Raw genomic sequence first — 22,044 nt, 5'->3', positions numbered from 1 at the left:
TGGGCCTCTTAGTCTGGGCCTGGGGCAAATGCTGAATATGAAAGATCGGAAATGACCGAAACTTCGTCTCAGCCGATACCTGAAAAAGCGAAACCCAGCCTGTTCCAGCAGTTGGAACTGGATATGCGACTTTTGGGAATGATCGGCGCGTTTGTCATCCTGTGTATCGGGTTCAACATCTTCACAGATGGAAGGTTTCTGACGCCGCGCAATCTATTCAACCTGTCCATTCAGACAGTTTCGGTTGCTATTATGGCGTGCGGAATGGTGTTCATCATCGTCACACGACACATCGACTTGTCGGTGGGAGCGCTGCTGGCAACAACCTCGGCCGTGATGGCAATGACGCAAACCGAGCTTTTGCCGCAAATACTTGGGATGGGTTTGAACAATCCGGCAACCTGGGCGATCACAATTGTTGTTGGGCTGTTTGTCGGCACACTGATTGGTGCATTTCATGGCTGGATGGTCGGTTATCTGACGATACCAGCCTTCATCGTCACCCTTGGTGGATTTCTGGTTTGGCGAAACGTGGCGTGGTATTTGACCAGCGGCCAGACGATTGGTCCTCTGGACAGCACATTTCTGATGTTTGGCGGGACCAACGGAACATTGGGAACGACGACAAGCTGGTTGTTCGGCTTGTTTGCTACCGCAATCGCGATCTGGGCTTTGTGGAGTGGTCGCCGCGCAAAAGCGTCACATGGTTTCCCGGTAAAACCTGTTTGGGCCGAGGCCACTCTGGCCGGGATAATCGCAATTGCTATCCTTGGGTACGTTTACATTGTAAACAGCTACGCCATTCCGACGCGCCGGCTGCAACGTATGTTCGAAGCGCGCGGCGAGACAATGCCAGAGGGGCTGGTTGTAGGATACGGCATACCGATTTCTGTCCTCATACTAATCATAGTCGCGGTTACCCTGACGATCGTGGCGCGGAAAACCCGGTTCGGCCGCTACATCTTTGCCACTGGCGGCAACCCGGATGCGGCAGAGCTTTCGGGCATCAACACTCGGCTGCTGACCGTGAAAATCTTTGCTTTGATGGGTTTCTTGTGCGCCGTGTCCGCGGTGGTCGCCTCGGCCCGCTTGGCAAACCACTCGAACGACATTGGTACGCTCGACGAACTTCGGGTCATCGCCGCTGCAGTGATCGGAGGAACCGCATTGTCGGGCGGCATCGGCACCATCTACGGCGCGATCCTTGGTGCATTGATAATGCAGGCGCTGCAATCGGGCATGGCAATGGTTGGCGTTGACGCGCCGTTTCAGAACATCGTCGTCGGCAGCGTCCTCGTGTTGGCCGTCTATATCGACATCGTTTACCGCAAGCGACTGGGGGCAAAGTGATGCAAGCTCAGGATACGCAGAAAAAACCTCCCAACTCCGGACGCGGTTCGGGCGCGCCGCCATTGGTCGAGATGCGCGATATTTCGATTTCCTTCGGCGGGATCAAGGCCGTCGACCATGTGTCGGTCGATCTCTATCCGGGTGAAGTCGTTGGCCTGCTTGGCCATAATGGGGCCGGGAAGTCCACTCTGATCAAGGTTCTGTCCGGCGCCTATCAGATGGACCACGGCGAGATCCTGATCGATGGCAAGTCGGTCGAGATTGGCAATCCCCGTGATGCCCGGGCGAATAATATCGAGACCATCTATCAGACGCTCGCCTTGGCCGACAATCTGGACGCGACATCGAACCTGTTCCTGGGGCGCGAGATGACGACGCCTTTTGGTTTGGTCAACGACGCAGCCATGGAGGCCGAGTGCCGAAAGATCATGGCGCAGCTCAACCCGAACTTTCAGAAGTTCAATGACCCGGTCTCCGCCTTGTCGGGTGGGCAAAGACAATCAGTGGCGATCGCTCGGGCCGTCTACTTCAACGCTCGTATTCTGATTATGGACGAGCCGACAGCAGCGCTTGGGCCGCATGAAACGCAGATGGTGGCGGATCTGATCCACCAGCTAAAGGCGCAGGGCATCGGGATATTTCTGATCGATCACGACGTGCATGCCGTCATGGAACTGTGCGACCGCGCCTCGGTCATGAAGAACGGAAAACTGGTTGGGACGGTCGATATCGCAGACGTAACTGATGACGATCTTTTGTCGATGATCATTCTCGGCAAGCAGCCAGCACAAAAAGCAGAGTAGGGGGCAGAAATGCCAAGTGGATTTTTTGAAGGGATCGAGAAGGTCCAGTTTGAAGGCGTGGACAGCAAGAACCCGTTGGCCTTTCGTCACTACGACCCGGACGAGATCGTTATGGGCAAGCGTATGGAAGACCATCTGCGATTTGCAGTGGCATGGTGGCATTCCTTCGCGTGGGAGGGTGGGGATCCGTTTGGCGGTCCGACATTTGATCGTCCGTGGCATCCACAGGATGAGATGGATCGTGCCCGCCTGAAAGCGGATATTGCATTCGAATTGTTCGAGATTCTGGGCCAGCCATTCTTTTGCTGGCACGACGCTGATATCCGGCCCGAACAGGGAAATTTTGCCGATAACCTGCGCACATTAGAAGAAATCACCGATTATATCGGTGAAAAGATGCAGGTTTCTGGCACCAAACTGCTTTGGGGTACGGCCAATATGTTCAGTCATCGTCGCTGGATGTCTGGCGCCAGTACCAATCCTGATCCCGACGTTTTTGCGTTCGCTGCAGCGACAGTGAAATCCTGTATGGATGCAACTCACAAACTGGGCGGCAAAAACTATGTTCTGTGGGGTGGTCGTGAGGGCTACGAAACTCTTCTGAACACGGACTTGAAAACCGAATTGGATCACATGGGCCGTTTTCTGAACATGGTCGTAGAGTACAAACACAAGATCGGGTTCAAAGGCGCCATTCTTGTGGAGCCGAAACCTCAGGAGCCTTCCAAGCACCAATACGACTATGACGCAGCGACTTGCATCGGTTTTCTCAGGAAGTATGGGTTGGAGAACGAAGTGAAACTGAATCTCGAGCAGGGCCACGCGATCCTTGCCGGGCATAGCTTTGAGCATGAAATTGCGGTTGCGGCTGCTGAAGGGATGCTGGGTTCGATTGATATGAACCGCAATGACTACCAATCCGGATGGGATACAGATCAGTTCCCGAACAATACACCGGAAGTTGCCCTAGCTTACTATCACATCCTGAAAGCTGGTGGTTTTGCCACCGGCGGAACAAATTTCGACGCCAAAATTCGCCGTCAATCGATTGACGCTGTCGATCTGGTGGCAGCTCATATCGGTGGAATGGACATATGCGCACGCGGTTTGAAAGCAGCGGCTGCAATGATTGAAGATGGAGGTTTGGAAAACGCGCTTTCGCAACGCTACTCCGGTTGGAAGTCACCCAAAGCGGAGTCCATGTTAGGCAGTAGCCTGGATGAAATTTCCGCTCGCGTTTTAAATGAAGGAATGAACCCAGAGCCGCAATCTGGACGCCAGGAAATACTAGAGAATTATGTGAACAGATTTGTTTAACTACCAAACTTGGGTGTTTTCCACTGCTGTCAAAAGTCACGCCAAGCCGCCCTTGGTGCTGAGGACACGAATGGAGGTTTTGTTCTTAACCCGTCCATATAGACAAAACCCCTCCTTATTATGGTCGAATGGCCGCAATTCGTTTTGGGTCACAAATGCTTGACGTTTGGGTCGCAAATGAGTGACGTCATTGACCGACTTATTGAAGTTTTGGCCGTCGATTGAGTCAATTATCAGTGACATTCCACAGTGCCCTTGTGAGACGACACATAGTTTTGCCACTAGCGACAGAACCTTACTATTTCCACCTTACTTCTTTCATCCAGCACCCAGACCGATTTGTTTGATCCTGACTTCCCTTTGGGAAAATCAGGGCTGATTTGCAGATCAGACGCCGAAGGCGCCTCTTCTTGCTTATATGCAATGTGGCGAACGCGGGTGTCTGTGGCTTTTCATGCAGTTTCAGGACTGCATGGCATCCTCAAACAGTTGGTTCGTCGCTCTTGGGCTGGATTGGGTTTTGACACCAAAAAAACGCTGCAGGACCGGATATCGGATTGGGGTTTTAAACAATAGGGCTAGCAAAAGGTGGACTTTCAGCAGTCGTTCGCGGTGCAACGCCTCTATGACCGCAGTTAGCGGATCATTCGCCATACGCGGCGGCGACACAAGGCCCATGCTCCTGCCCCCAAAACGATCACGCAGAGTGCCCCCTTCGTCACATTCTCCATCGCACCCTGGATTAGCCATGCGTGTACGACCGTGCCCGTGATGATCACGACCGCCGCCACGCTATGGCCGAGGCGCCAGATGCGCAGCCCCAGTTGCATTCTCACGGCAGCAAGGATGGCGGTTGCGAAGAGAGCCCACATTGCCACCGCACCCCAGACGGAAAACGGAGTCGGAGAGCGGAACAGCAAGACATCCACCACGTCCGGCGGGCTCGTGACCCAAAGACCCGCCACGTGGACAACCACCGCGAAAACCAGTGCCGTTCCGGTCCAGATATGGATGCGCCGCGCCGGGATCCCCGGAAGCACGCCGATGATTAGAAGAGGCTGAACAAGCAAAAGCACCAATCCGACGATCCCGGAAAATCCGGCAATGACATAGAGCGGCTCGCGCCATTGCAGAAGCGGGCTTTGCGCTGCGGCGATCAAGGGAACGGCAATTACCAAGGCTAGAGCCCCCCATGCGACCACGCCGCGCAACAAACTCATCAGACAGGACGCAGAACGAACTCAACATGCAGGCTCGTGTCCGATGCCCGCTCCATCACAGGCCGCAAAAAAACCGTCTCGAAGCCGCCATCATCGTATTCTGCATCGTAAGCCAGATGCGCATGCGGCTGACCGAAGGCGGGTACAATCTGTGGCATCTCGATGCGGAACACGCCGTCGGCGTCGGTGAGCGTCGCGCCATGAGACCGCGCGTCCCGCTCGTGACCTTCGGTCGTATGGGCCCACACCTGAATGCGCCGGCCGGCAAGGGGCGCACCGTCGCCCGCGCGTCGCACGGTTCCAGTGGTCCAAAAGCCGCCACCGCCGATCCTTTCCATGATCGGGGCGCCAGGGCGGTAATTGTTGGCTCCGCCCCGCATCGTCGGAGTGGCCGCAACAGTTTGCGCGCGTGCTGGCAAGGTAAAGCCGGAGGCCCCAATGAGAAGCACGGCCCCCGCGGTTGAAACGACAGCTCTCCGGGTCGGGTTTGGGGTTGTCATGTCGATCTCTCCCAACTGCAGTATCCAATAGGTACTTCTGCAATCTTCTATATGTATACAGGTGGAAGGAGCCATTCAAGCACAGCACCCTTCGCTCCGGGCTCGTTGCGGATTTTCTCTGCCAACAGGATCAATGTTTGCTACCAGATAGAAATAAGTGATGGTGCGTCGGATCCGCAGGTGAATAACTCACTCAACCAGAGATCGCTTCAAATAAATCCGCTCAGTGGAGTTCACGGTTTGTTATGGTGCTATCAATCATTCGATGGTTGCGGGAATGTGACATGCGAGGTTCCGTTCTGCGACGACCGCAATGCGGACAAACCGGATTTGTAAAGTGATATCGGTTTCAGTCAATTGCAGCCTCTGAATTCACGTATCACTGAACCGTTTCAGAAAGGCATCTGCCGTCGCTAAATGCTTGGCTTTGATATCGGGCGACATACGCTGCGCTGTACGGCACATCATCGCCCACCGCGGGTTCCCGGCCAGCCTTTCCGAATGTTTCAAGATAAAGCGCCAATAGAGGCCGTCCCAAATCTCGGCCCATGGGCCCTTGCCCCAATGGCTCATTTTGCGAATGTAGTTTGAGCCGGAAAAATACGGCTTCGTGGTGATGAGGCCGCCATCGGCGTGCTGACTCATCCCATAAACATTGGGGACCATCACCCAATCATAGCTGTCCACGAACATCTCCATGAACCAAAGGTAAACCTCATCGGGGTCAATCTCACATAAGAACATAAAACCGCCCAGCACCATGAGGCGTTCGATATGGTGGCAATATCCGGTTTTGAGAACCCGGCGGATCGTATCATCGAGGGGATCAATCCCAGTTGTCCCATCATAAAACGCGCGGGGCATGGGACGATGATGCCCCCAATGATTGGCCCCCCGCATCTTGACGCCAAGTTCCTCGTAAGTTGCACGCATGAATTCGCGCCATCCGATGATTTGGCGGATAAACCCCTCGACCGCGTTCAGGGGAATGGACTTGCGCTCAGCGTGGGCCAAGGTCGCATCAACGACCTGTTGCGGTGTCAAAAGGCCGATATTCAAGGCGGGCGTCAGAATAGCATGCCAGAGCCAGTTTTCGCCTTGAACAATCGCATCTTCGTAATCGCCAAAGCGATCAAAGCGCCGCTCCAGAAACTGCGTCAGCCATGCGGAAGCAGCGTGGTGGGATGTCGGGTAATATAGCGTGTCCAACGATCCTAAGGCATCGGGAAATTCGTTCAGAACGCTTGTCTTTGCCATGTGGTCAACCGCATCATGGCTGGGCCAATCGATCCAGGGCAGGCTGCTCAAAAGCGCCTTTGGGATCTTTTTGCGGTTGTCCTCGTCAAAGCTCCACCGCCCACCTGTCGGTTGATCCCCTTCCATCAGAACATTCAAACGGCGACGTTGGCTTTTGTAGAACTCCGCCATGAACCACCGTTTTCGTCCCGCAAACCACGACAGGTTGTCCGCTCGCGTATTCAGAAAACCGGGCGTTGGGAGGATATTAAGCGCGATCCCGGTCTCTTGTGCCGCCGCGCGCAGGCGTTTTTCGGAAATAAAATCAATCGGGTCCGTCATCGTGACACTGCAGGTACCATCATCTCGAAGCCCCTGGAACAAGCGCAGGCAGGCATCAGCCCGCCGCTCGTAGGCAAAGATCTCAGCATTGATCCCCGTGGTTACTAGATCATCACGATACCGTCTCATTGAGGCCCGGTGCAGCCAGAGCTTTTGTTTGTGCATCTTGGCCGGATAGACGGCGTCGCCAAAAAAGAGCGGATCCTCAAAAAGCACAACGCGGTCCGGTTGGTCGGCGACCCCTGGATGATCGGCGAAAAGCTGGTTGGGGAGAAGGATGGTGGTTGAGGACAAGAGGTAAGCTCTGATTTGTTTAATGGGTGAGTGATAAGTTGCTCAGGATCTCGGGTATCTTTTTCTTAAGGCCAAAGAACCCTGCCTTTGCGTGGGGCCACGCTTCGCGGTCATAGGGGCGCAGGACACGAGCGAGAGTGATGCCCGCGTCCTTGAGTTGGGGTTCTGCCCGATCCAGCCGTGATCTGACTGGCCCAATCGGCGTGTGAGCCGTTGCGATGGTAGTGACGCCAGCTTGCCGCGCGGCTTCAATCAGCGTGTCGCACCATTTGTCGCGCGCCTCTAGTGTAGTGGCGTGTGCACCCAGTGCGCTCCTCATGACGCCACGGGCGAAGTCTTCTGCAACTTTCCCGATCGGATTTGGGGATCGACCGTGGGTGGCCAAGACGCCGACCACCGCAACGGGCGAGACCGGCATAATACCAGCGCCCGAAAGATCCTCCTCTGTCAAAAGCAGCAAATGGGGGCTGCCAGTATGTTGTTGGGGAAATGCAATCGGAATTCTCGGGTGTTCTGCCTCTTCGACAAGCGGCTGCGCATGAGTGGCCAGACCTTTGGGCTGAAACCGACCTTCGGTGTATTTGGCGATGTTTTCTGCGCGCGCCAGGTAGATCTTGCCTTTCGTGTGTAATCCCCCAACCCAACGCCAGCTCAGTGTGTTGGAGGCCGGATCGCCATCCAATAGATGCCGCAAAAAGAAGTCTGCGCCCAGTTGCCAGGGCAGCCGCAGTGTGAATATCCAGATCGACGCGAACCACATGCGTGCGTGATTGTGCAAATACCCGGTTTCGACCAATTCGCGCGCCCAATGGTCAAAACACGCAAAGCCGGTATTGCCACACACCGCGTCCTTGAATCGGGCCGCCAAGGCGGCATCACCGTCAAGGTTTTCAAGGGCGCGCATCAGGTCGTGTTGGTAGTGCGCCCAGACGCTTGGCCTTTGTTCCAACCAGCCTTTGAAATAGGTACGCCAAAACACTTCTTGGACAAATTTCTCTGACATGCCGGGGCTGTGCGCAGCCAGCACCCGCGCCAACACCTCTTGTTCCGTCACCAAACGATGCCGTAGCCAAGGCGATAAACCAGAGACATTGTTGCGCCTGTGTTTGCCGAAGTCGTAGTTGCGCGTGCGCGCATAATGCCGCCCGGTACGTGCCACGAACTGCTCCAGCCTTTTTAGACCAGCCGCGCGCGTGTGCTGAAAATCAATGGTTTTTTGCAGGACCTCAAGGTCTGAAAACGTATCAGTCACGCGGCAGACCTGCATTTTTTCGAGCAGTATTTGACTTCGTCCCATACTCTTTCCCATTTCTTGCGCCACGCAAACGGGCGTTGGCAGACCGGGCAGATTTTCTGGGGTAAATGGGCCTTTTTTCGCATCTTCATGTTGGGTCTCCGAAGGGCAGGTTCAGCTGCTCGGGATCGGTAGGCGCGCGGAGGGGGGTCTGGGTGCTGCGCCGGGTTTTTCGACTGGCATGTTTGCGGGCGATGGCCCGGGCCTCTTTGCGAAAGTCATCGCCTTGGCGAATGCCCCAAACCCTTTCACGCGCGGCTTTGGCCGCTGCCAGGTGATCAAATATCCGCTCTGGATATGCGATCCCGATGATCTGCCTGGCATTTTCTGCTTTCCAGGGTTCATGGATATACCGATCCGCAATCGGAGCCAGTTCAGGTAGCCATGTTCGAATAAATCGCCCCGTTGGGTCCTGATCATACCCTTGTTTAACCGGGTTGTAGATGCGAACGGCATTGATCCCCGTTGTTCCCGATTGCATCTGTACTTGGTTCCAATGGATTCCGGGTTCATAGTCGGTGAACAATTGCGCCAGATGCAGCCCGGGTGCGCGCCAATCCAGCCAAAGGTGATAGCTGGCCGTGGCCATCACCATCGCCCGCATCCGAAAATTCAGCCAGCCAGTGGTTCGCAGCGACCGCATGCAGGCATCCAAGAATGGATAACCCGTCTCACCGTTCGACCAGGCGGCCAAGAGATCGGCATCGGGCGTTTTGGGCCGGAGTCCGTCATAGAGCCGGTGTAAGTTCTCAAATTCGATACGCGGCTCATCCTCAAGCTTTTGGATGAAGTGGCAATGCCAATGCAACCGGCCGGAAAACGACCGTAAGGATTTGTGCCAATCCTTTGCCCTGGGTGGCAATGCGCGTCTCTGCCGTTGTGACGTTTGAGCCACCTCGCGCATCGAAAGCGCGCCCCAGGCAAGATAGGGTGATAGCCGCGAACACGCTTCGGCCCCCTCGACGGGGCTCGACATGTCGCGCTGATACCGTTCGCCGCGGTGATCCAAAAAGCTGTTTAGCCTCTCCAGACCCGCACGCCTTCCCCCAGTTTGGCGCCCATTGCACCTATCATCCAGCAAACCAAAATCGCGCCCTGTTGGAATGGTGCCAAGTTCAACCTCGATTGGGGCCAGCGGGGTGGGGCGCACGGTTGGCAAATCCATAAATCTGTCCCAACGCGCCGCCCAACCATCGCGCGATTTAAGCTTACGAAATACGCCATGATTTTGCACCTCGACCCACGGAATGCCATGATCCCGGCACCACGCAGCAATCTGAAGATCGCGCTGATAGGTCCAGTGATTGCCGGTTTCCTCATGCGACCAAAGCGCCTCGATCAGGCCCTGTGCCTTTAGCGCAGAAAAAACCGATCGAATTTGGCCCACACGTACAACAAGCGGCTGCCCGAGTGCCTCAAGATCTTTCCGCAATTCGGCAAGCGTTTCCGCTACAAAATTCCATTGACGCGCTGAGGCATCAGCCTGTTGCCATAGCTCGGTTTCAACAACGTAGAGCGGTAACACTGGCCCAACGCGAGAGGCCTGCGCTAAGGCAGAATTGTCCTGCACCCTCAGATCGCGTTTGAACCAGACAACCTGCATGATCTCTCCAACAGTCCTTGACTGGTGGTACGGAGAACGCTTGGGAGCAGATCATTTTCTAGGCTGTTTTCGCTCTGCGTCAGCGGCGGAATACGAAGCGTGAAAACAATGACACCGTATCCGATCTCGAATGGCAGTTAATTTTGTTTCACTCTGTGCGAATACCCGCCACTTGTCACTTCGCCCTGAATGTCAGGAATATGCGGTTCGCGCCGCGCCGCGCATGCATAGAAAGGAAACTTGGCCGACGGTGGCTTTGACCTCTTCGTCTCGGGGGCTAATTCTCTTCTGAAATACTTAAACCTCCCCCTCTCACAAGCAGATCCACAATTGCGTCGACCCCACTTCTGTAACGAAGTGACGAGAATAAAAAGGGTCGTCCTTTGCGCATTTTTTTCGCATCGCGCTCCATAACCTCCAACGAAGCGCCAACATGCGGCGCCAGATCGGTCTTGTTGATAATGAGGATGTCTGATTTCGTAATCGCCGGCCCGCCTTTCCTGGGGATTTCCTCGCCTGCGGCGACATCAATCACATAGATGGTCAGATCCGCCAGTTCCGGGCTGAAAGTGGCCGATAGATTGTCGCCACCGCTTTCAATCAACACCACGTCGAGGTCAGGATGACGTTTCTGCATTTCGGCGACAGCCGCCAAATTGATTGAGGCGTCTTCGCGAATTGCTGTGTGCGGGCAGCCACCGGTTTCGACGCCGATGATCCTATCCTGCGGCAGGACCTGCATGCGCATGAGCGCCTCGGCATCCTCCTGTGTATAGATGTCATTGGTAATAACACCCACTGAGCAGACATCGCGCAGCGCTTCGGACAAAGCAGCGGTCAAAGTGGTTTTTCCGGCTCCTACAGGGCCTCCGATGCCCACGCGAAGCGGGCCGTTCATACTCGTCATGTGCGGAAAATCCTCGAATATTGTGTTTCGTGCTTCATTGAGGCGATGTCCGACAGAAACGCGGTTGAGCTCAGCTGAACCAAATCAGCCTCTTGAGCATTCATGGCAATCCGCTCGCACAATGGCGTTAGGGTACGGATCAGCCTTTGCGCGTCAGTCTGGCCCAAAGGTACAAGGCGCGTTGCGCAGGCAACAAGATTACTGGCGAACGACTGCAGAAACATCTTAGTCGTCAACAATATGGGAAGGCTCTGCAACCTGGCTGCTTGGCCTAAGCTGACAGGATAGGAGAACTGGCGCAGATCCAGCTCCCAGACATCTCCCGTGACGGTTCCAAAGGCCTGACCCAGCAACTCGGTTTCCATGAGCCGTTCGGATGACGCGCAAAAAGCCCGAGCGATAACATCGACGTTGGTCAGTTCATCTTTACCCTGCGCATTGTATGCCGCGACTACGAACACAGCATCATTCCACCCGGCTCCGTGTTCCAACACGGCCGAGATCCATGCTTCGGTGTCTTGTGAACTTGTGACAGCTCCCTCGTCAATTGCAGCCTCCAACCCGTGAGAATAGGCGAACCCCCCTACAGGATATGCAGGGGACAACCATTGGGTCAGCGTCAGGATATCGGCGTCAGTGGGTATGGCCATGGGTCCTGCCGTGGCCATAGGCTCCGCCTTCTGGGGTGAACGGTTCGCGCACCTCTCGCACCTTGGCGCCAATTTTGAGCAGCATGTCTCGGATAACGTGATCGACCTGGATCAACAGGCGATCCTTTTCGATCTGACAAGGCGTATGGCGGTTGCCGATATGCCATGCGATGCGCGTCAGGTCCGGGGCTTTAACCTCCAGCAACGCTTCGGGTGCAGCCCGTATTTCCACTTCGCGACCGTCGTCCAGAACCAACGCTCCACCGTGGTTCAACGAAGTCGTTTGTGCCAGATCGATGAGAATCTGTTCGCCACTTTCGCAGGTCAAAACCTTGCGCCGCAAAAAGCGGTCATCATAGGTTAACGACAGGCAGTCTGCTGGATCGCTATGCGTGTGATCCGAATACTGACGTGCAGTACAGAGCAGGGCGGTCATACCGTCACCTCCTCTGCAGCGGGAATGGTCAGAGCCAGATTGAGTCCGAAAATACCCGATGCACGATCCGTTCGCGCGTCAGGCCGCGCTTTTTCAACTCTTCGTCGCTGAGCGATTGCAGGAATTCGACTTGCCGGACGCGTGATTGAGCTTCGGCCACGCTGATCAGGGCCGAGTAAACTGATGACCCGATGGATGCGATCAAACCGGGCAACGAAAAGCGTGCGTGTGTTTGTGCTGTTGAGTGTGCCATTTGGACCCTCGTAAATGTTGGTCCTCCCATTGGTTTTAATGTTTGTCATAGTGGCCTCACTTAGAAGAGCGTGTTTGGTCATTCCTGCCTTGCACGTGTCGCAACGCAGCACATTTTTTGATCAGAACAAAAAGTATCGTTGCGCCATTGGCAGCGTTTCGGCGGGTTGGCAGGTTAGCAGTTCGCCATCTGCCCGGACCTCGTAGGTTTCCGGGTCAACCTCGACTTGCGGCGTCGCGTTGTTCAGCAGAAGATCCTGCTTGCCGATCTCTCGCGTGTTCTGGACGGCGACGGTCTGTTTTGCCAATCCCAGTGTATCACCGATCCGATCCGCACAGGCGGCCTGCGAGACAAATGTGATCGCCGAGTTTTCCACCGACCGTCCGTAAGCGCCAAACATGGGGCGGCTATAGACAGGCTGCGGTGTGGGGATAGACGCGTTGGGATCGCCCATCTGTGCACAAGCAATCGTGCCGCCCAGCAACACCATCTCGGGCTTCACTCCGAAAAAGGCAGGGTTCCACAAGACTAAGTCGGCGCGCTTACCTTCTTCGATGCTACCGATTTCATGGCTGAGGCCGTGGGCAATGGCTGGGTTGATGGTGTATTTCGCGATGTAGCGGCGGACGCGGAAGTTGTCGTTCTCACCGGTTTCTTCGGGCAGGTGACCGCGTTGTTTTTTCATTTTGTCAGCGGTTTGCCAGGTGCGGATCAAAACTTCTCCGACCCGACCCATGGCCTGACTGTCGGATGCAATGATCGAGAACGCACCCATGTCGTGCAGGATATCCTCGGCGGCGATGGTCTCGCGCCGGATTCGGCTTTCGGCAAACGCTACGTCTTCGGGGATGGATTTGTCGAGGTGGTGGCAGACCATCAGCATGTCCAGATGCTCTTCTACCGTATTGACTGTGAAAGGCCGCGTCGGGTTCGTCGAGGACGGCAACACGTGGTTCTCGCCGCAGATCTTGATGATGTCCGGGGCGTGGCCACCACCTGCACCCTCGGTGTGGAAGGCGTGGATTGTACGGCCTTTCATGGCCGCCACAGTGTTTTCGACAAAGCCGGATTCGTTCAGCGTGTCCGTGTGGATCATCACCTGCACATCCATCGCGTCAGCCACCGATAGGCAGCAGTCGATGGCGGCAGGAGTTGTGCCCCAATCCTCGTGCAGCTTCAGCGCACAGGCCCCGGCCTTAACCTGTTCTTCTAGCGCGGCAGGTAGCGAGGCGTTGCCTTTACCCGCAAAGGCCAGATTCATGGGAAACGCATCCGCCGCCTGCAACATCCGCCCGATATGCCACGGACCGGGGGTGCAAGTGGTCGCCAGAGTGCCATGTGCAGGCCCGGTGCCACCGCCAAGCATGGTGGTCAGGCCGGAATGCAGCGCGTCTTCGATCTGTTGCGGGCAGATGAAATGGATATGACTGTCGAACCCACCTGCTGTCAGGATACGACCCTCGCCAGCAATGGCCTCGGTTCCGGGTCCGATGATGATGTCGACACCGGGTTGTGTATCGGGGTTTCCCGCCTTGCCGATCTTTGCGATCCGCCCGTCTTTCAGGCCAACGTCAGCCTTGTAGATGCCCGAGTGATCAACGATCAGTGCGTTGGTGATGACCGTATCCACAGCGCCTTCGACGCGCGTGGCCTGAGACTGCCCCATCCCGTCGCGAATTACCTTTCCACCACCAAACTTTACCTCTTCGCCATAGCTGGTCAGATCACGTTCGACCTCGATCACAAGATCGGTGTCGGCCAGCCGCAGCTTATCCCCGGTAGTAGGGCCGAACATCGCGGCATAGTCTGAGCGCTTGATTTTTGCTGGCATCAGAGTGACCCCATGACCTTTTGATTGAAGCCGTAGACCCTGCGCGCACCGCTGATCGGGATCAGCGAAACTTCGCGTGCCTGCCCCGGTTCGAACCGCACAGCGGTGCCTGGAGCAATGTCCAGACGCAGGCCATGCGCAGCAGCGCGGTCGAAGTCGAGCGCGGGGTTGGTTTCGGCGAAATGGTAGTGTGAGCCGACCTGAACCGGGCGGTCGCCGGTATTGGCGACCATCAAAGTGATCGCATCAGTGTCGGGGTTCAGGGTAATTTCACCATCAGCCGGGAATAGCTCTCCGGGGATCATCTGTTCAGCTTTGTGATCAGCGCGACAGCGGCCAGCGCAACAACTGCCAGCCCAACGCCCATCGCGGCGTAATCGGTGCCGTGCGCGTGGATATGCGTTCCGTTATGGGCGGCTGCCGGGCCAGCGAAGATCAGGGCGGGGAAAAGCATGCGGGTCATATTGGTTTCCTTTTCAGCGAATGGGATTGTGGACGGTCACCAGCTTGGTGCCATCTGGAAAGGTGGCTTCGACCTGAACCTCGTGGATCATTTCGGGCACACCTTCCATGCATTGCTCTCGGGTGATCACCTCGGCCCCGGTTTGCATCATGTCAGCAACTGAACGTCCATCGCGCGCACCTTCGACCACGGCGTCGGTGATCAGGGCGATCGCCTCTGGGTGGTTCAGTTTGACGCCGCGTGACAGTCGCTTTCGGGCGACCTCGGCGGCCATGGCGACCAGAAGTTTGTCTTTTTCACGAGGTGTCAGATTCATGTCAGAGCATCCAGCATCGGGGTAATGTGTCTTTGTTCAATAGGCGCAAAATCGGCATCAATGTGCGGCGAAGAGCCAGGCTGTTGTCGGCCAGAATACGGATAGCCAGAAGGCCGTCTTGGACTAGTGTTGCCCCTGCGTCCTCGGGCAGCATTTTGCGAATGGAATCCAGATGACCTTCAGCCGACTCCGAAGCAAAGACGATCAGCGCCATCGCTCCTGCACCGTTTGCAATATGCGGCTTGGACAGATGCTTGTGCCAATCACCAGAAAACCGGATAGCGTCAAGGAACACCGTCTTTCCTTGGCGTTGTATCTCGATCCGATCGTTTAGGCGGATATCGGTAAGCGTCTCGCCCATAGCGATGCGCCCGAAGATGAGAGGCTCTACCATCAGCATCTCGGCATCCTGCGCCATCTCGATTTTCAGGCGTCGGTTCAGCGCACTGCCATTGAACAGAATGGTCTCTTGCGGTAACCAGTTCAGCCGGGCTTCAGTCTCAACAGACAGATGATTGGTAATCTGGCCACATTCTTGCGGCTTGGCCTTGTAGGCGCGCTCGCAGGCTTGTGTTGTCAAAGTCAGCGCGGTTCCTTTCGCCGCCTTGCCGGAAAATCGAAATGAATCGCCCCCGGTTACGCCGCCGGCCGTGTTCAGGAGAACCGCGTCAAGATCAGGTGTATTGGTTCTGGGGAACAGGCACTTAAAAGACCCGGACTGGCGAAACTTGTTCAGCACCGTCCTGTCGCCCAATTGCTTGGTGCTCAAGCTGACGGCGCCTGCAGCACGCGGTGGAACAGCACTGTGCGTGGGCAATATGGCTGCAACTTGGGTAATAGGGCACCTTTAGAACTTCGTTTGGTGGCACCTGTTTCTCTGTTGAAGGGGCGGAACACTAATCTACAGTGTCGAAATCTGCTTATTTCGACATCGCGCGTCTAAATTTTAGACAGCGACCCCGGTCTTGGATGAAAAAATAGGCGGATCTCGCCGATTTCCCAAATTGGGTTAATGGTAAGTTGCCAAGCTTGCTGCGATGCAGAAACCGTATGGGTGCCACCGCGGAAACGACCCGGGGTGTGTGACGGCTGCGCGAATTGGACCTCGAACACAACCGCCACACGGAACGCAACAACAGTTGCGGGGATCAGGTAGAAGAAGAGTGTGCCTTTGCGCAAGCCCTCTCTCCCGGCCCCGCCAGGAGGATTACATGAAATCGCTCAAATCCACGCTCGCCGGATCACTTGTCTTTGCTGCCATGGCCACCGCTGCCTTGTCGGACGAAGACACGATCAAGGTTGGCGTGCTGCATTCGCTGTCCGGCACGATGGCGATCTCGGAAACCACGCTGAAAGACACGATGCTGATGCTGATCGATCAGCAAAACGCGAAGGGCGGCCTGCTGGGTAAGCAGCTTGAGGCGGTTGTGGTCGACCCCGCATCCGACTGGCCGCTATTTGCTGAAAAAGCGCGCGAGTTGCTGACCGTGCATGAGGTGGACGTGATCTTTGGCAACTGGACCTCGGTTAGCCGGAAATCGGTGCTGCCGGTCATCGAAGAGCTGAACGGCCTGCTGTTCTACCCGGTTCAGTATGAGGGTGAGGAAAGCTCGAAGAACGTGTTCTACACCGGCGCCGCTCCGAACCAACAGGCAATCCCTGCGACAGACTATTTTCTGGAGGAACTTGGGGTCGAGAAATTTGCTCTGCTCGGCACGGATTATGTCTACCCCAGAACCACCAACAATATTCTTGAAAGCTATCTGAAGCAGAACGGCATCGCGGATGACGATATTTTCGTCAATTACACGCCTTTCGGCCACTCCGACTGGTCCAAGATCGTGGCTGACGTGGTCGCGCTGGGCGCGGACGGCAAGAAAGTCGGTGTGATTTCGACCATCAATGGCGACGCCAATATCGGTTTTTACAAGGAACTGGCCGCCGCAGGCGTTTCGGCGGACGATATTCCAGTCGTAGCCTTCTCGGTCGGCGAGGAAGAACTGTCCGGTTTGGATACCACCAACCTCGTCGGTCACCTTGCCGCTTGGAACTACTTCCAGTCGGCGGATACCGAAGCCAACGCGGAATTCGTGGACACCTGGAAAGCCACCATGGGCGACGAGCGCGTGACCAATGACCCGATGGAGGCGCATTACATCGGCTTCAATATGTGGGTGAACGCGGCGACCGAGGCCGGTTCCACCGAGGTCGATGCCGTCCGCGGTGCGATGTATGGGCAGGAGTTCCCGAACCTGACTGGTGGTACGGCTGTGATGCTGCCAAACCACCACCTGGCGAAACCGGTTCTGATCGGTGAGATTCAGGAAGACGGTCAGTTCGATATCATCAGTGAGACTGATGTCGTGCCGGGTGACGCGTGGACCGATTTCCTTCCGGAGTCGGCTGTGCTGGTCTCTGATTGGAAAGAGCTGGGTTGCGGTATGTACAACACCGAGACCAAGACCTGCGTTCAGACCCTGTCGAACTACTAACAGACCACGCAAGGCGGGTTTGTTTGCCCGCCTTGCCACAAAAGACATTCGGGTTTCACCACATGGTACGACTTTTTCTTGCGGGCCTCGCAATCCTGTGCGCCTGCCTGACTGCCAACGCTCAAGAGGTCGGCCTGCAACCGATCTTGCAAGAGCATCAAGAGATCATCGCCAAAAGCTCGCGTAAGACGATCAAACCGGCGATTGATGCTATTGCGTCAAGCGGTTTGCCTCAGGCGCAAGTAATGCTTGAGACCTGGGCCGCCAAAAACATGTGGATGCGCAAGTCTGACGGTCTGTTCTTTGCTGGCCAGAAAGGTGAGGGGCGGTCGTATGAATTGACCGATTTCGATACAGGCAAGGTCGTCGGCACCTTCGAGAAGTCCGAGCTTAAGCAGTTGAAGCCCAACAGCGGTATCCGCGCGATGATTGGGACAGCGTTGGTGCAGTTCCAACTGACCGATCCCAGTCGCGCGAATCGGCTGGCGGCCCTGCAATCCATTCAGCGTGATCCTGAAAGTGCACTCTTAGAGCCGCTGCGGGCTTCGATAGGCGGTGAACCCGACGAAGAAGTGAAGGCGCAAAAGCGACGGCTCGAACGGTTGCTCACGATTGGATTTGACGAAGATACCACAGCCCGCGTGGCCGCGATCGAAGAAATGTCCGGTGATCTGGGCGTAGATGTCCGCGCCGCTTTGAACCCTTTGGTCGTCACCTCCCGGCACGCCGCTCTAGAACTGCCCACGGACCTGAATGTCGCAGTTGTTCTTGAAGCGGGCTCGGAAGCCTTAACGTCTGACGAAGCATATGACTTGCTCGTTGCGGGAAACCTCGCCCCACCGCGTGTTTCAGCGGCAGATATCAGAGCGGCACTATCGACTAACATTGTCGGTGGTCGTGTAGGTGACATTCCCGTCGCGCAACTGAGTTCAGATGCAATGCGTGAGCGTGCGTATGTCGCCCTGGCAGAGGCCGGGCTTGTGCCAGCCTTATTCACGGACGCAGACATCGACGCTGCAGTAAACGCGCATGTATTCTTCGAGACCTACGGCGAGCCGTCTGCTGAGGTCACCGAAGCAGCCGAGAAAACCCTGGAACAGATCGAACTGAAGGTCAGCCTGAACCAAACACTCGACCTGACGCTGGACGCGATCTCACTGGCGTCGATCTATTTCCTCGCCGCCATTGGTCTGGCCATCACCTTCGGTGTTATGGGTGTGATCAACATGGCCCATGGCGAATTCATCATGATGGGTGCCTACACCGGTTACGTGGTGCAACAGTTCATCCCCGATCATACGCTGTCGATCATCGTCGCCATCCCGATGGCTTTTGCGGTCACCTTCGCCATGGGCGTCGCGATGGAGCGGCTGGTGATCCGTTGGCTCTATGCACGACCGCTGGAGACACTGCTGGCGACCTTCGGTATCTCAATTGCTCTGCAACAACTTGCCAAGAACATCTTTGGCACGCAGGCTCGCCCGCTGACCGCTCCGGGCTGGCTGGATGGGGCGTGGGTGCTGAACGATGTGGTCTCGATCAGCTATATCCGCATCGCGATCTTTGTGCTGGCGATGATCTTTCTGGGGCTGTTCCTCTACATCATGAAACGGACCCGGCTTGGGCTTGAGATGCGCGCCGTGACGCAGAACCCGCGCATGGCGGGGTCGATGGGCATCAATCCGGGGCGGGTGAATATGCTTACATTTGGGCTTGGCTCCGGCATCGCCGGGATTGCCGGGGTTGCAATCGGCCTTTTCGCCAAGGTCACCTCGGATCTGGGCAGCGATTACATCGTGCAGAGCTTCATGACCGTGGTTGTCGGCGGTGTCGGCAACATCTGGGGGGCGCTGGCGGGTGCCGGAATGATCGGCTTTTTGCAGAAAGGCATCGAGTGGATGAACCCGTCGAACACCCTCGCGGCGCAGACTTACATGATCATCTTCATCATTATTTTCATCCAGTTCCGGCCAAGGGGCATCATCGCCCTCAAGGGCCGCGCGGCGGGGGATTGAGCCATGGAACGCAGTTTTGTCGCCAAGAATCCCTCGGTGCTGGTCTTTCTTGCCATCCTGTCCCTTTTCACCCTGAGCGTGACCATCCTGTCCGAGGGATTCGGGATCGGTGCAATCTCGACCAGCTTCGTCAAAACGCTGGGCAAAACCCTGTGCCTGTGCCTGATCGCAGTGGCGATGGATCTGGTCTGGGGCTTCACTGGCATCCTGTCGTTGGGCCACTTCGCCTTCTTCGGGTTGGGGGGCTACATGATCGGTATGTGGCTGATGTACGAGCGTACACGCCTGATCGTGGTAGACTCGCTGGCACAGGCCGAAATTCCACCCACTTCGGCCGAGGTGGTGGACGCCATCGCTACACAAGTCTTTGGCGTTGTCGGATCGTCGGAATTTCCGTTGATCTGGGCGTTTTCCCACAGCCTGACCCTGCAGCTTGTTCTGGTTGTGCTGATCCCGGGTCTGCTGGCGCTGATCTTCGGATGGTTGGCTTTCCGGAGCCGTGTCACCGGTGTGTATCTGTCGATCCTGACGCAGGCCATGACTCTGGCGCTGGCCCTGTACCTGTTCCAGAACGACAGCGGCTTGCGCGGCAATAACGGGCTGTCCGGCTTGCAGAATCTTCCAGGTGTCACTGCCTCGCAGGACGTGGTGTCGATCTGGTTCCTCTGGGCTTCAGCACTGGCGCTGGGTCTGGGCTACATGCTGGCTGCATGGATCGTGTCAGGCAAGTTCGGCTCGGTCATCCGCGGCATTCGCGATAACGAGGCACGAGTGCGCTTCCTTGGCTACTCGGTCGAGGTCTACAAGCTGGCCGTCTTCACCCTAACTGCTTGCATCGCGGCCATTGCCGGCGCGCTTTACTATCCGCAAGCCGGCATCATCAACCCCGAAGAGATGGCTCCCATTGCCTCGATCTATCTGGCCGTTTGGGTCGCCATCGGTGGACGAGGCCGCTTGTACGGCGCTGTAATTGGAGCAGCTTTTGTCAGCCTTCTGAGTACGTGGTTCACGGGCGGGCAGGCCCCGGATATTTCGCTTGGGTTTTACACGATCAAATGGGTCGACTGGTGGCAGGTGCTACTGGGCGTAACTTTCGTGTTGGTTACGCTGTTCGCCCCGCAGGGCATCGGAGGATTGTTCGACTTGTGGACCGACCGCCGCCACCCGGACAGGCATGGGGCAAATCTGGGACCAGATGACGGCGCGCTGCGAGAGACGGAGGCCATGGAATGAGCACTTTGCTTGAGGTTAGCGGCGTTTCGGTCACTTTCGACGGTTTCCGAGCTATCAACAACTTGTCGTTCCAGATCGGCGAGGTCGAGCTTCGCGCAGTGATCGGCCCGAACGGGGCCGGCAAGACCACGTTCATGGACATCATCACAGGTAAGACCCGGCCCGATGAAGGACGTGTCATCTGGGGAGAGAAATCTGTATCTTTGTTGGGGCTTTCCGAAGCAAAAATTGCGCAGGCTGGGATCGGGCGGAAGTTTCAGAAACCAACGGTTTTCGAAGACCAGACCGTACACGAAAATCTGCTGATGGCGCTTCAGAACAAACGTGGCTGGCTTCACGTGCTTTTCTATCGAACCACCACTGACGATTTGCAGAAAGTTGAAGATCTGGCCGTCGAAATCGGTCTGCATCAAGACCTAAGCCGCAAAGCTGGCGAATTGAGCCACGGTCAAAAGCAATGGCTGGAAATTGGCATGCTGCTGGCCCAGGAGCCACGACTCTTGCTGGTGGACGAACCCGCCGCCGGCATGACACCGCAGGAGCGCGAACACACCACCGACTTGCTTTTACAAGCCGCCAGAACCCGTGCCGTTGTCGTCGTGGAGCACGATATGGATTTTGTCCGACGTCTGAATTGCAAGGTCACAGTTTTGCACGAAGGGTCTGTCTTGGCTGAAGGCAGTCTTGATCACGTGACATCCAATCAGGACGTTATTGACGTTTATCTGGGGCGCTAAGCAATGCTGAAACTGACCGATCTGACTTTACACTATGGGCATTCGCAAATCCTCAACGGGATTTCCATGGAAGCCAGGCAAGGTGAAGTGACTTGCGTCATGGGGACCAATGGTGTCGGGAAAACCAGCCTGATGAAAGCGATATCAGGTACGCATCCGCGTTCGGCTGGCAATCTGGAACTGGACGGGGAAACTTTAGGTGTCCTGCCTGCTCATCAAATGGCGTGGAAAGGCGTGGCTTATGTTCCACAAGGTCGTGAAATATTTCCTTTGCTCACAGTTCGCGAAAACCTTGAAACGGGGTACGCCTGTCTGTCCGCCAACGAGCATTTCATTCCAAGTGAAATTTTTGAAATGTTCCCTGTCCTCAGGCAGATGCAAAACCGTCGCGGAGGTGACCTTTCTGGCGGTCAGCAGCAACAGCTGGCGATCGCGCGAGCACTGATAACGCGACCACGCCTTCTTCTGTTGGACGAGCCGACCGAAGGTATTCAGCCCAACATCATCCAACAGATAGGCGAAGTCATCCGGCACCTCAGAACCACGAGCGGAATGGCAATCATCTTAGTGGAGCAATACTTTGACTTTGCCTATGATCTTGCCGACAGATTTATCGCTTTGCGACGAGGAGAAGTGTTAATCGACGGCGCCAGGGAAGACGTGACACGCGATGAGTTACTGCAGGCCGTAACAGTCTAGTGCTGATACTGAAATTGGTTTCGGGATTGAAGGGTGAAACCCAAAATTTGGCT

Annotated in this window: 24 protein-coding genes; 8 read left to right on the top strand and 16 right to left on the bottom strand. The window is 56.1% G+C overall.

Going from position 1 to position 22,044, the window contains the following annotated elements:
* Positions 1-51: 51 nt before the first annotated feature.
* From ACR0IO_RS09615 to xylA, 3 genes are read left to right on the top strand one after another with little or no spacing between them, the layout of a single operon-like run.
* Positions 52-1,350 (top strand): sugar ABC transporter permease, encoded by a 1,299-nt coding sequence (locus ACR0IO_RS09615; RefSeq protein WP_170332141.1) that lies wholly within the window; start codon positions 52-54, stop codon positions 1,348-1,350.
* A complete protein-coding gene (locus ACR0IO_RS09610) occupies positions 1,350-2,153 on the top strand; it encodes an ATP-binding cassette domain-containing protein (protein ID WP_480741197.1) in 804 nt (267 codons plus the stop codon). Before ACR0IO_RS09615 ends, ACR0IO_RS09610 begins: the two co-directional genes overlap by 1 nt.
* 9 nt (positions 2,154-2,162) lie before the next feature.
* Positions 2,163-3,470 carry a xylose isomerase gene (gene xylA / locus ACR0IO_RS09605; RefSeq protein ID WP_480741195.1) on the top strand — a complete coding sequence of 436 codons (1,308 nt, stop codon included), beginning with the start codon at positions 2,163-2,165 and terminating at the stop codon, positions 3,468-3,470.
* Positions 3,471-4,105: 635 nt separating this feature from the next.
* Here xylA and ACR0IO_RS09600 read toward each other — a convergent pair.
* The 16 genes from ACR0IO_RS09600 to ACR0IO_RS09525 all read right to left on the bottom strand — a co-directional run bounded on the left by ACR0IO_RS09600 (position 4,106) and on the right by ACR0IO_RS09525 (position 15,994).
* Positions 4,106-4,690 carry a ferric reductase-like transmembrane domain-containing protein gene (locus ACR0IO_RS09600; RefSeq protein WP_480741193.1) on the bottom strand — a complete coding sequence of 195 codons (585 nt, stop codon included), beginning with the start codon at positions 4,688-4,690 and terminating at the stop codon, positions 4,106-4,108.
* Entirely contained in the window at positions 4,690-5,190 is a 501-nt protein-coding gene (locus ACR0IO_RS09595; protein WP_480741191.1) for a twin-arginine translocation pathway signal, read from the bottom strand. Before ACR0IO_RS09595 ends, ACR0IO_RS09600 begins: the two co-directional genes overlap by 1 nt.
* 372 nt (positions 5,191-5,562) lie before the next feature.
* The gene (locus tag ACR0IO_RS09590; protein ID WP_480741188.1) at positions 5,563-7,062 is read right to left on the bottom strand and encodes a cryptochrome/photolyase family protein; all 1,500 of its coding nucleotides are present in this window, start codon (positions 7,060-7,062) and stop codon (positions 5,563-5,565) included.
* A gap of 19 nt (positions 7,063-7,081) precedes the next feature.
* Positions 7,082-8,314 (bottom strand): FAD-binding domain-containing protein, encoded by a 1,233-nt coding sequence (locus ACR0IO_RS09585; RefSeq protein ID WP_480741184.1) that lies wholly within the window; start codon positions 8,312-8,314, stop codon positions 7,082-7,084.
* Positions 8,311-8,442, bottom strand: coding sequence for a DUF2256 domain-containing protein (locus ACR0IO_RS09580; RefSeq protein WP_480741649.1), 132 nt, complete (start codon positions 8,440-8,442; stop codon positions 8,311-8,313). The genes ACR0IO_RS09585 and ACR0IO_RS09580 overlap by 4 nt, the downstream gene beginning before the upstream one ends.
* A 2-nt stretch (positions 8,443-8,444) precedes the next feature.
* Positions 8,445-9,959, bottom strand: a complete 1,515-nt coding sequence (locus tag ACR0IO_RS09575; RefSeq protein ID WP_480741182.1) for an FAD-binding domain-containing protein — start codon at positions 9,957-9,959, stop codon at positions 8,445-8,447.
* A gap of 277 nt (positions 9,960-10,236) precedes the next feature.
* Entirely contained in the window at positions 10,237-10,866 is a 630-nt protein-coding gene (gene ureG / locus ACR0IO_RS09570) for an urease accessory protein UreG (protein ID WP_480741180.1), read from the bottom strand.
* Positions 10,863-11,516 carry an urease accessory protein UreF gene (locus ACR0IO_RS09565; protein ID WP_480741177.1) on the bottom strand — a complete coding sequence of 218 codons (654 nt, stop codon included), beginning with the start codon at positions 11,514-11,516 and terminating at the stop codon, positions 10,863-10,865. Before ACR0IO_RS09565 ends, ureG begins: the two co-directional genes overlap by 4 nt.
* A complete protein-coding gene (gene ureE, locus ACR0IO_RS09560; protein WP_480741175.1) occupies positions 11,500-11,952 on the bottom strand; it encodes an urease accessory protein UreE in 453 nt (150 codons plus the stop codon). Before ureE ends, ACR0IO_RS09565 begins: the two co-directional genes overlap by 17 nt.
* Positions 11,953-11,980: 28 nt before the next feature.
* The gene (locus ACR0IO_RS09555; RefSeq protein WP_155150179.1) at positions 11,981-12,205 is read right to left on the bottom strand and encodes a DUF1127 domain-containing protein; all 225 of its coding nucleotides are present in this window, start codon (positions 12,203-12,205) and stop codon (positions 11,981-11,983) included.
* Positions 12,206-12,326: 121 nt separating this feature from the next.
* Entirely contained in the window at positions 12,327-14,036 is a 1,710-nt protein-coding gene (ureC, locus tag ACR0IO_RS09550; RefSeq protein WP_480741173.1) for an urease subunit alpha, read from the bottom strand.
* Positions 14,036-14,341 (bottom strand): urease subunit beta, encoded by a 306-nt coding sequence (locus ACR0IO_RS09545; protein ID WP_170332117.1) that lies wholly within the window; start codon positions 14,339-14,341, stop codon positions 14,036-14,038. Before ACR0IO_RS09545 ends, ureC begins: the two co-directional genes overlap by 1 nt.
* Positions 14,338-14,499 (bottom strand): peptidase M23, encoded by a 162-nt coding sequence (locus ACR0IO_RS09540; RefSeq protein WP_170332115.1) that lies wholly within the window; start codon positions 14,497-14,499, stop codon positions 14,338-14,340. Before ACR0IO_RS09540 ends, ACR0IO_RS09545 begins: the two co-directional genes overlap by 4 nt.
* Positions 14,500-14,512: 13 nt before the next feature.
* Positions 14,513-14,815, bottom strand: coding sequence for an urease subunit gamma (locus tag ACR0IO_RS09535; protein WP_480741171.1), 303 nt, complete (start codon positions 14,813-14,815; stop codon positions 14,513-14,515).
* 1 nt (position 14,816) lies between these two features.
* Complete coding sequence (locus ACR0IO_RS09530; RefSeq protein ID WP_480741168.1) at positions 14,817-15,584, bottom strand: urease accessory protein UreD; 768 nt, start codon at positions 15,582-15,584, stop codon at positions 14,817-14,819.
* 170 nt (positions 15,585-15,754) lie between these two features.
* On the bottom strand, positions 15,755-15,994 hold the full coding sequence (locus tag ACR0IO_RS09525; protein ID WP_480741166.1) for a hypothetical protein: 240 nt from the start codon (positions 15,992-15,994) through the stop codon (positions 15,755-15,757).
* 32 nt (positions 15,995-16,026) lie between these two features.
* On the opposite strand from ACR0IO_RS09525, the gene urtA reads away from it, so the two are divergent.
* The 5 genes from urtA (at position 16,027) to urtE (ending at position 21,991) form a co-directional block, all read left to right on the top strand.
* Positions 16,027-17,307, top strand: coding sequence for an urea ABC transporter substrate-binding protein (gene urtA, locus ACR0IO_RS09520; RefSeq protein WP_480741162.1), 1,281 nt, complete (start codon positions 16,027-16,029; stop codon positions 17,305-17,307).
* 62 nt (positions 17,308-17,369) lie between these two features.
* The gene (urtB, locus tag ACR0IO_RS09515; protein ID WP_480741160.1) at positions 17,370-19,322 is read left to right on the top strand and encodes an urea ABC transporter permease subunit UrtB; all 1,953 of its coding nucleotides are present in this window, start codon (positions 17,370-17,372) and stop codon (positions 19,320-19,322) included.
* 3 nt (positions 19,323-19,325) lie between these two features.
* The gene (urtC, locus tag ACR0IO_RS09510) at positions 19,326-20,555 is read left to right on the top strand and encodes an urea ABC transporter permease subunit UrtC (RefSeq protein ID WP_480741158.1); all 1,230 of its coding nucleotides are present in this window, start codon (positions 19,326-19,328) and stop codon (positions 20,553-20,555) included.
* Positions 20,552-21,292: an urea ABC transporter ATP-binding protein UrtD gene (gene urtD, locus ACR0IO_RS09505; RefSeq protein WP_480741156.1), complete on the top strand. Its 741-nt coding sequence runs from the start codon at positions 20,552-20,554 to the stop codon at positions 21,290-21,292. Before urtC ends, urtD begins: the two co-directional genes overlap by 4 nt.
* A 3-nt stretch (positions 21,293-21,295) precedes the next feature.
* Entirely contained in the window at positions 21,296-21,991 is a 696-nt protein-coding gene (gene urtE / locus ACR0IO_RS09500) for an urea ABC transporter ATP-binding subunit UrtE (protein WP_480741153.1), read from the top strand.
* Positions 21,992-22,044 lie beyond the last annotated feature (53 nt).

The organism is Ruegeria sp. CE12 (assembly GCF_056537525.1).
Note: the sequence above shows the minus strand (reverse complement) of the source record. Positions and strands in the feature narration are given on the sequence as shown.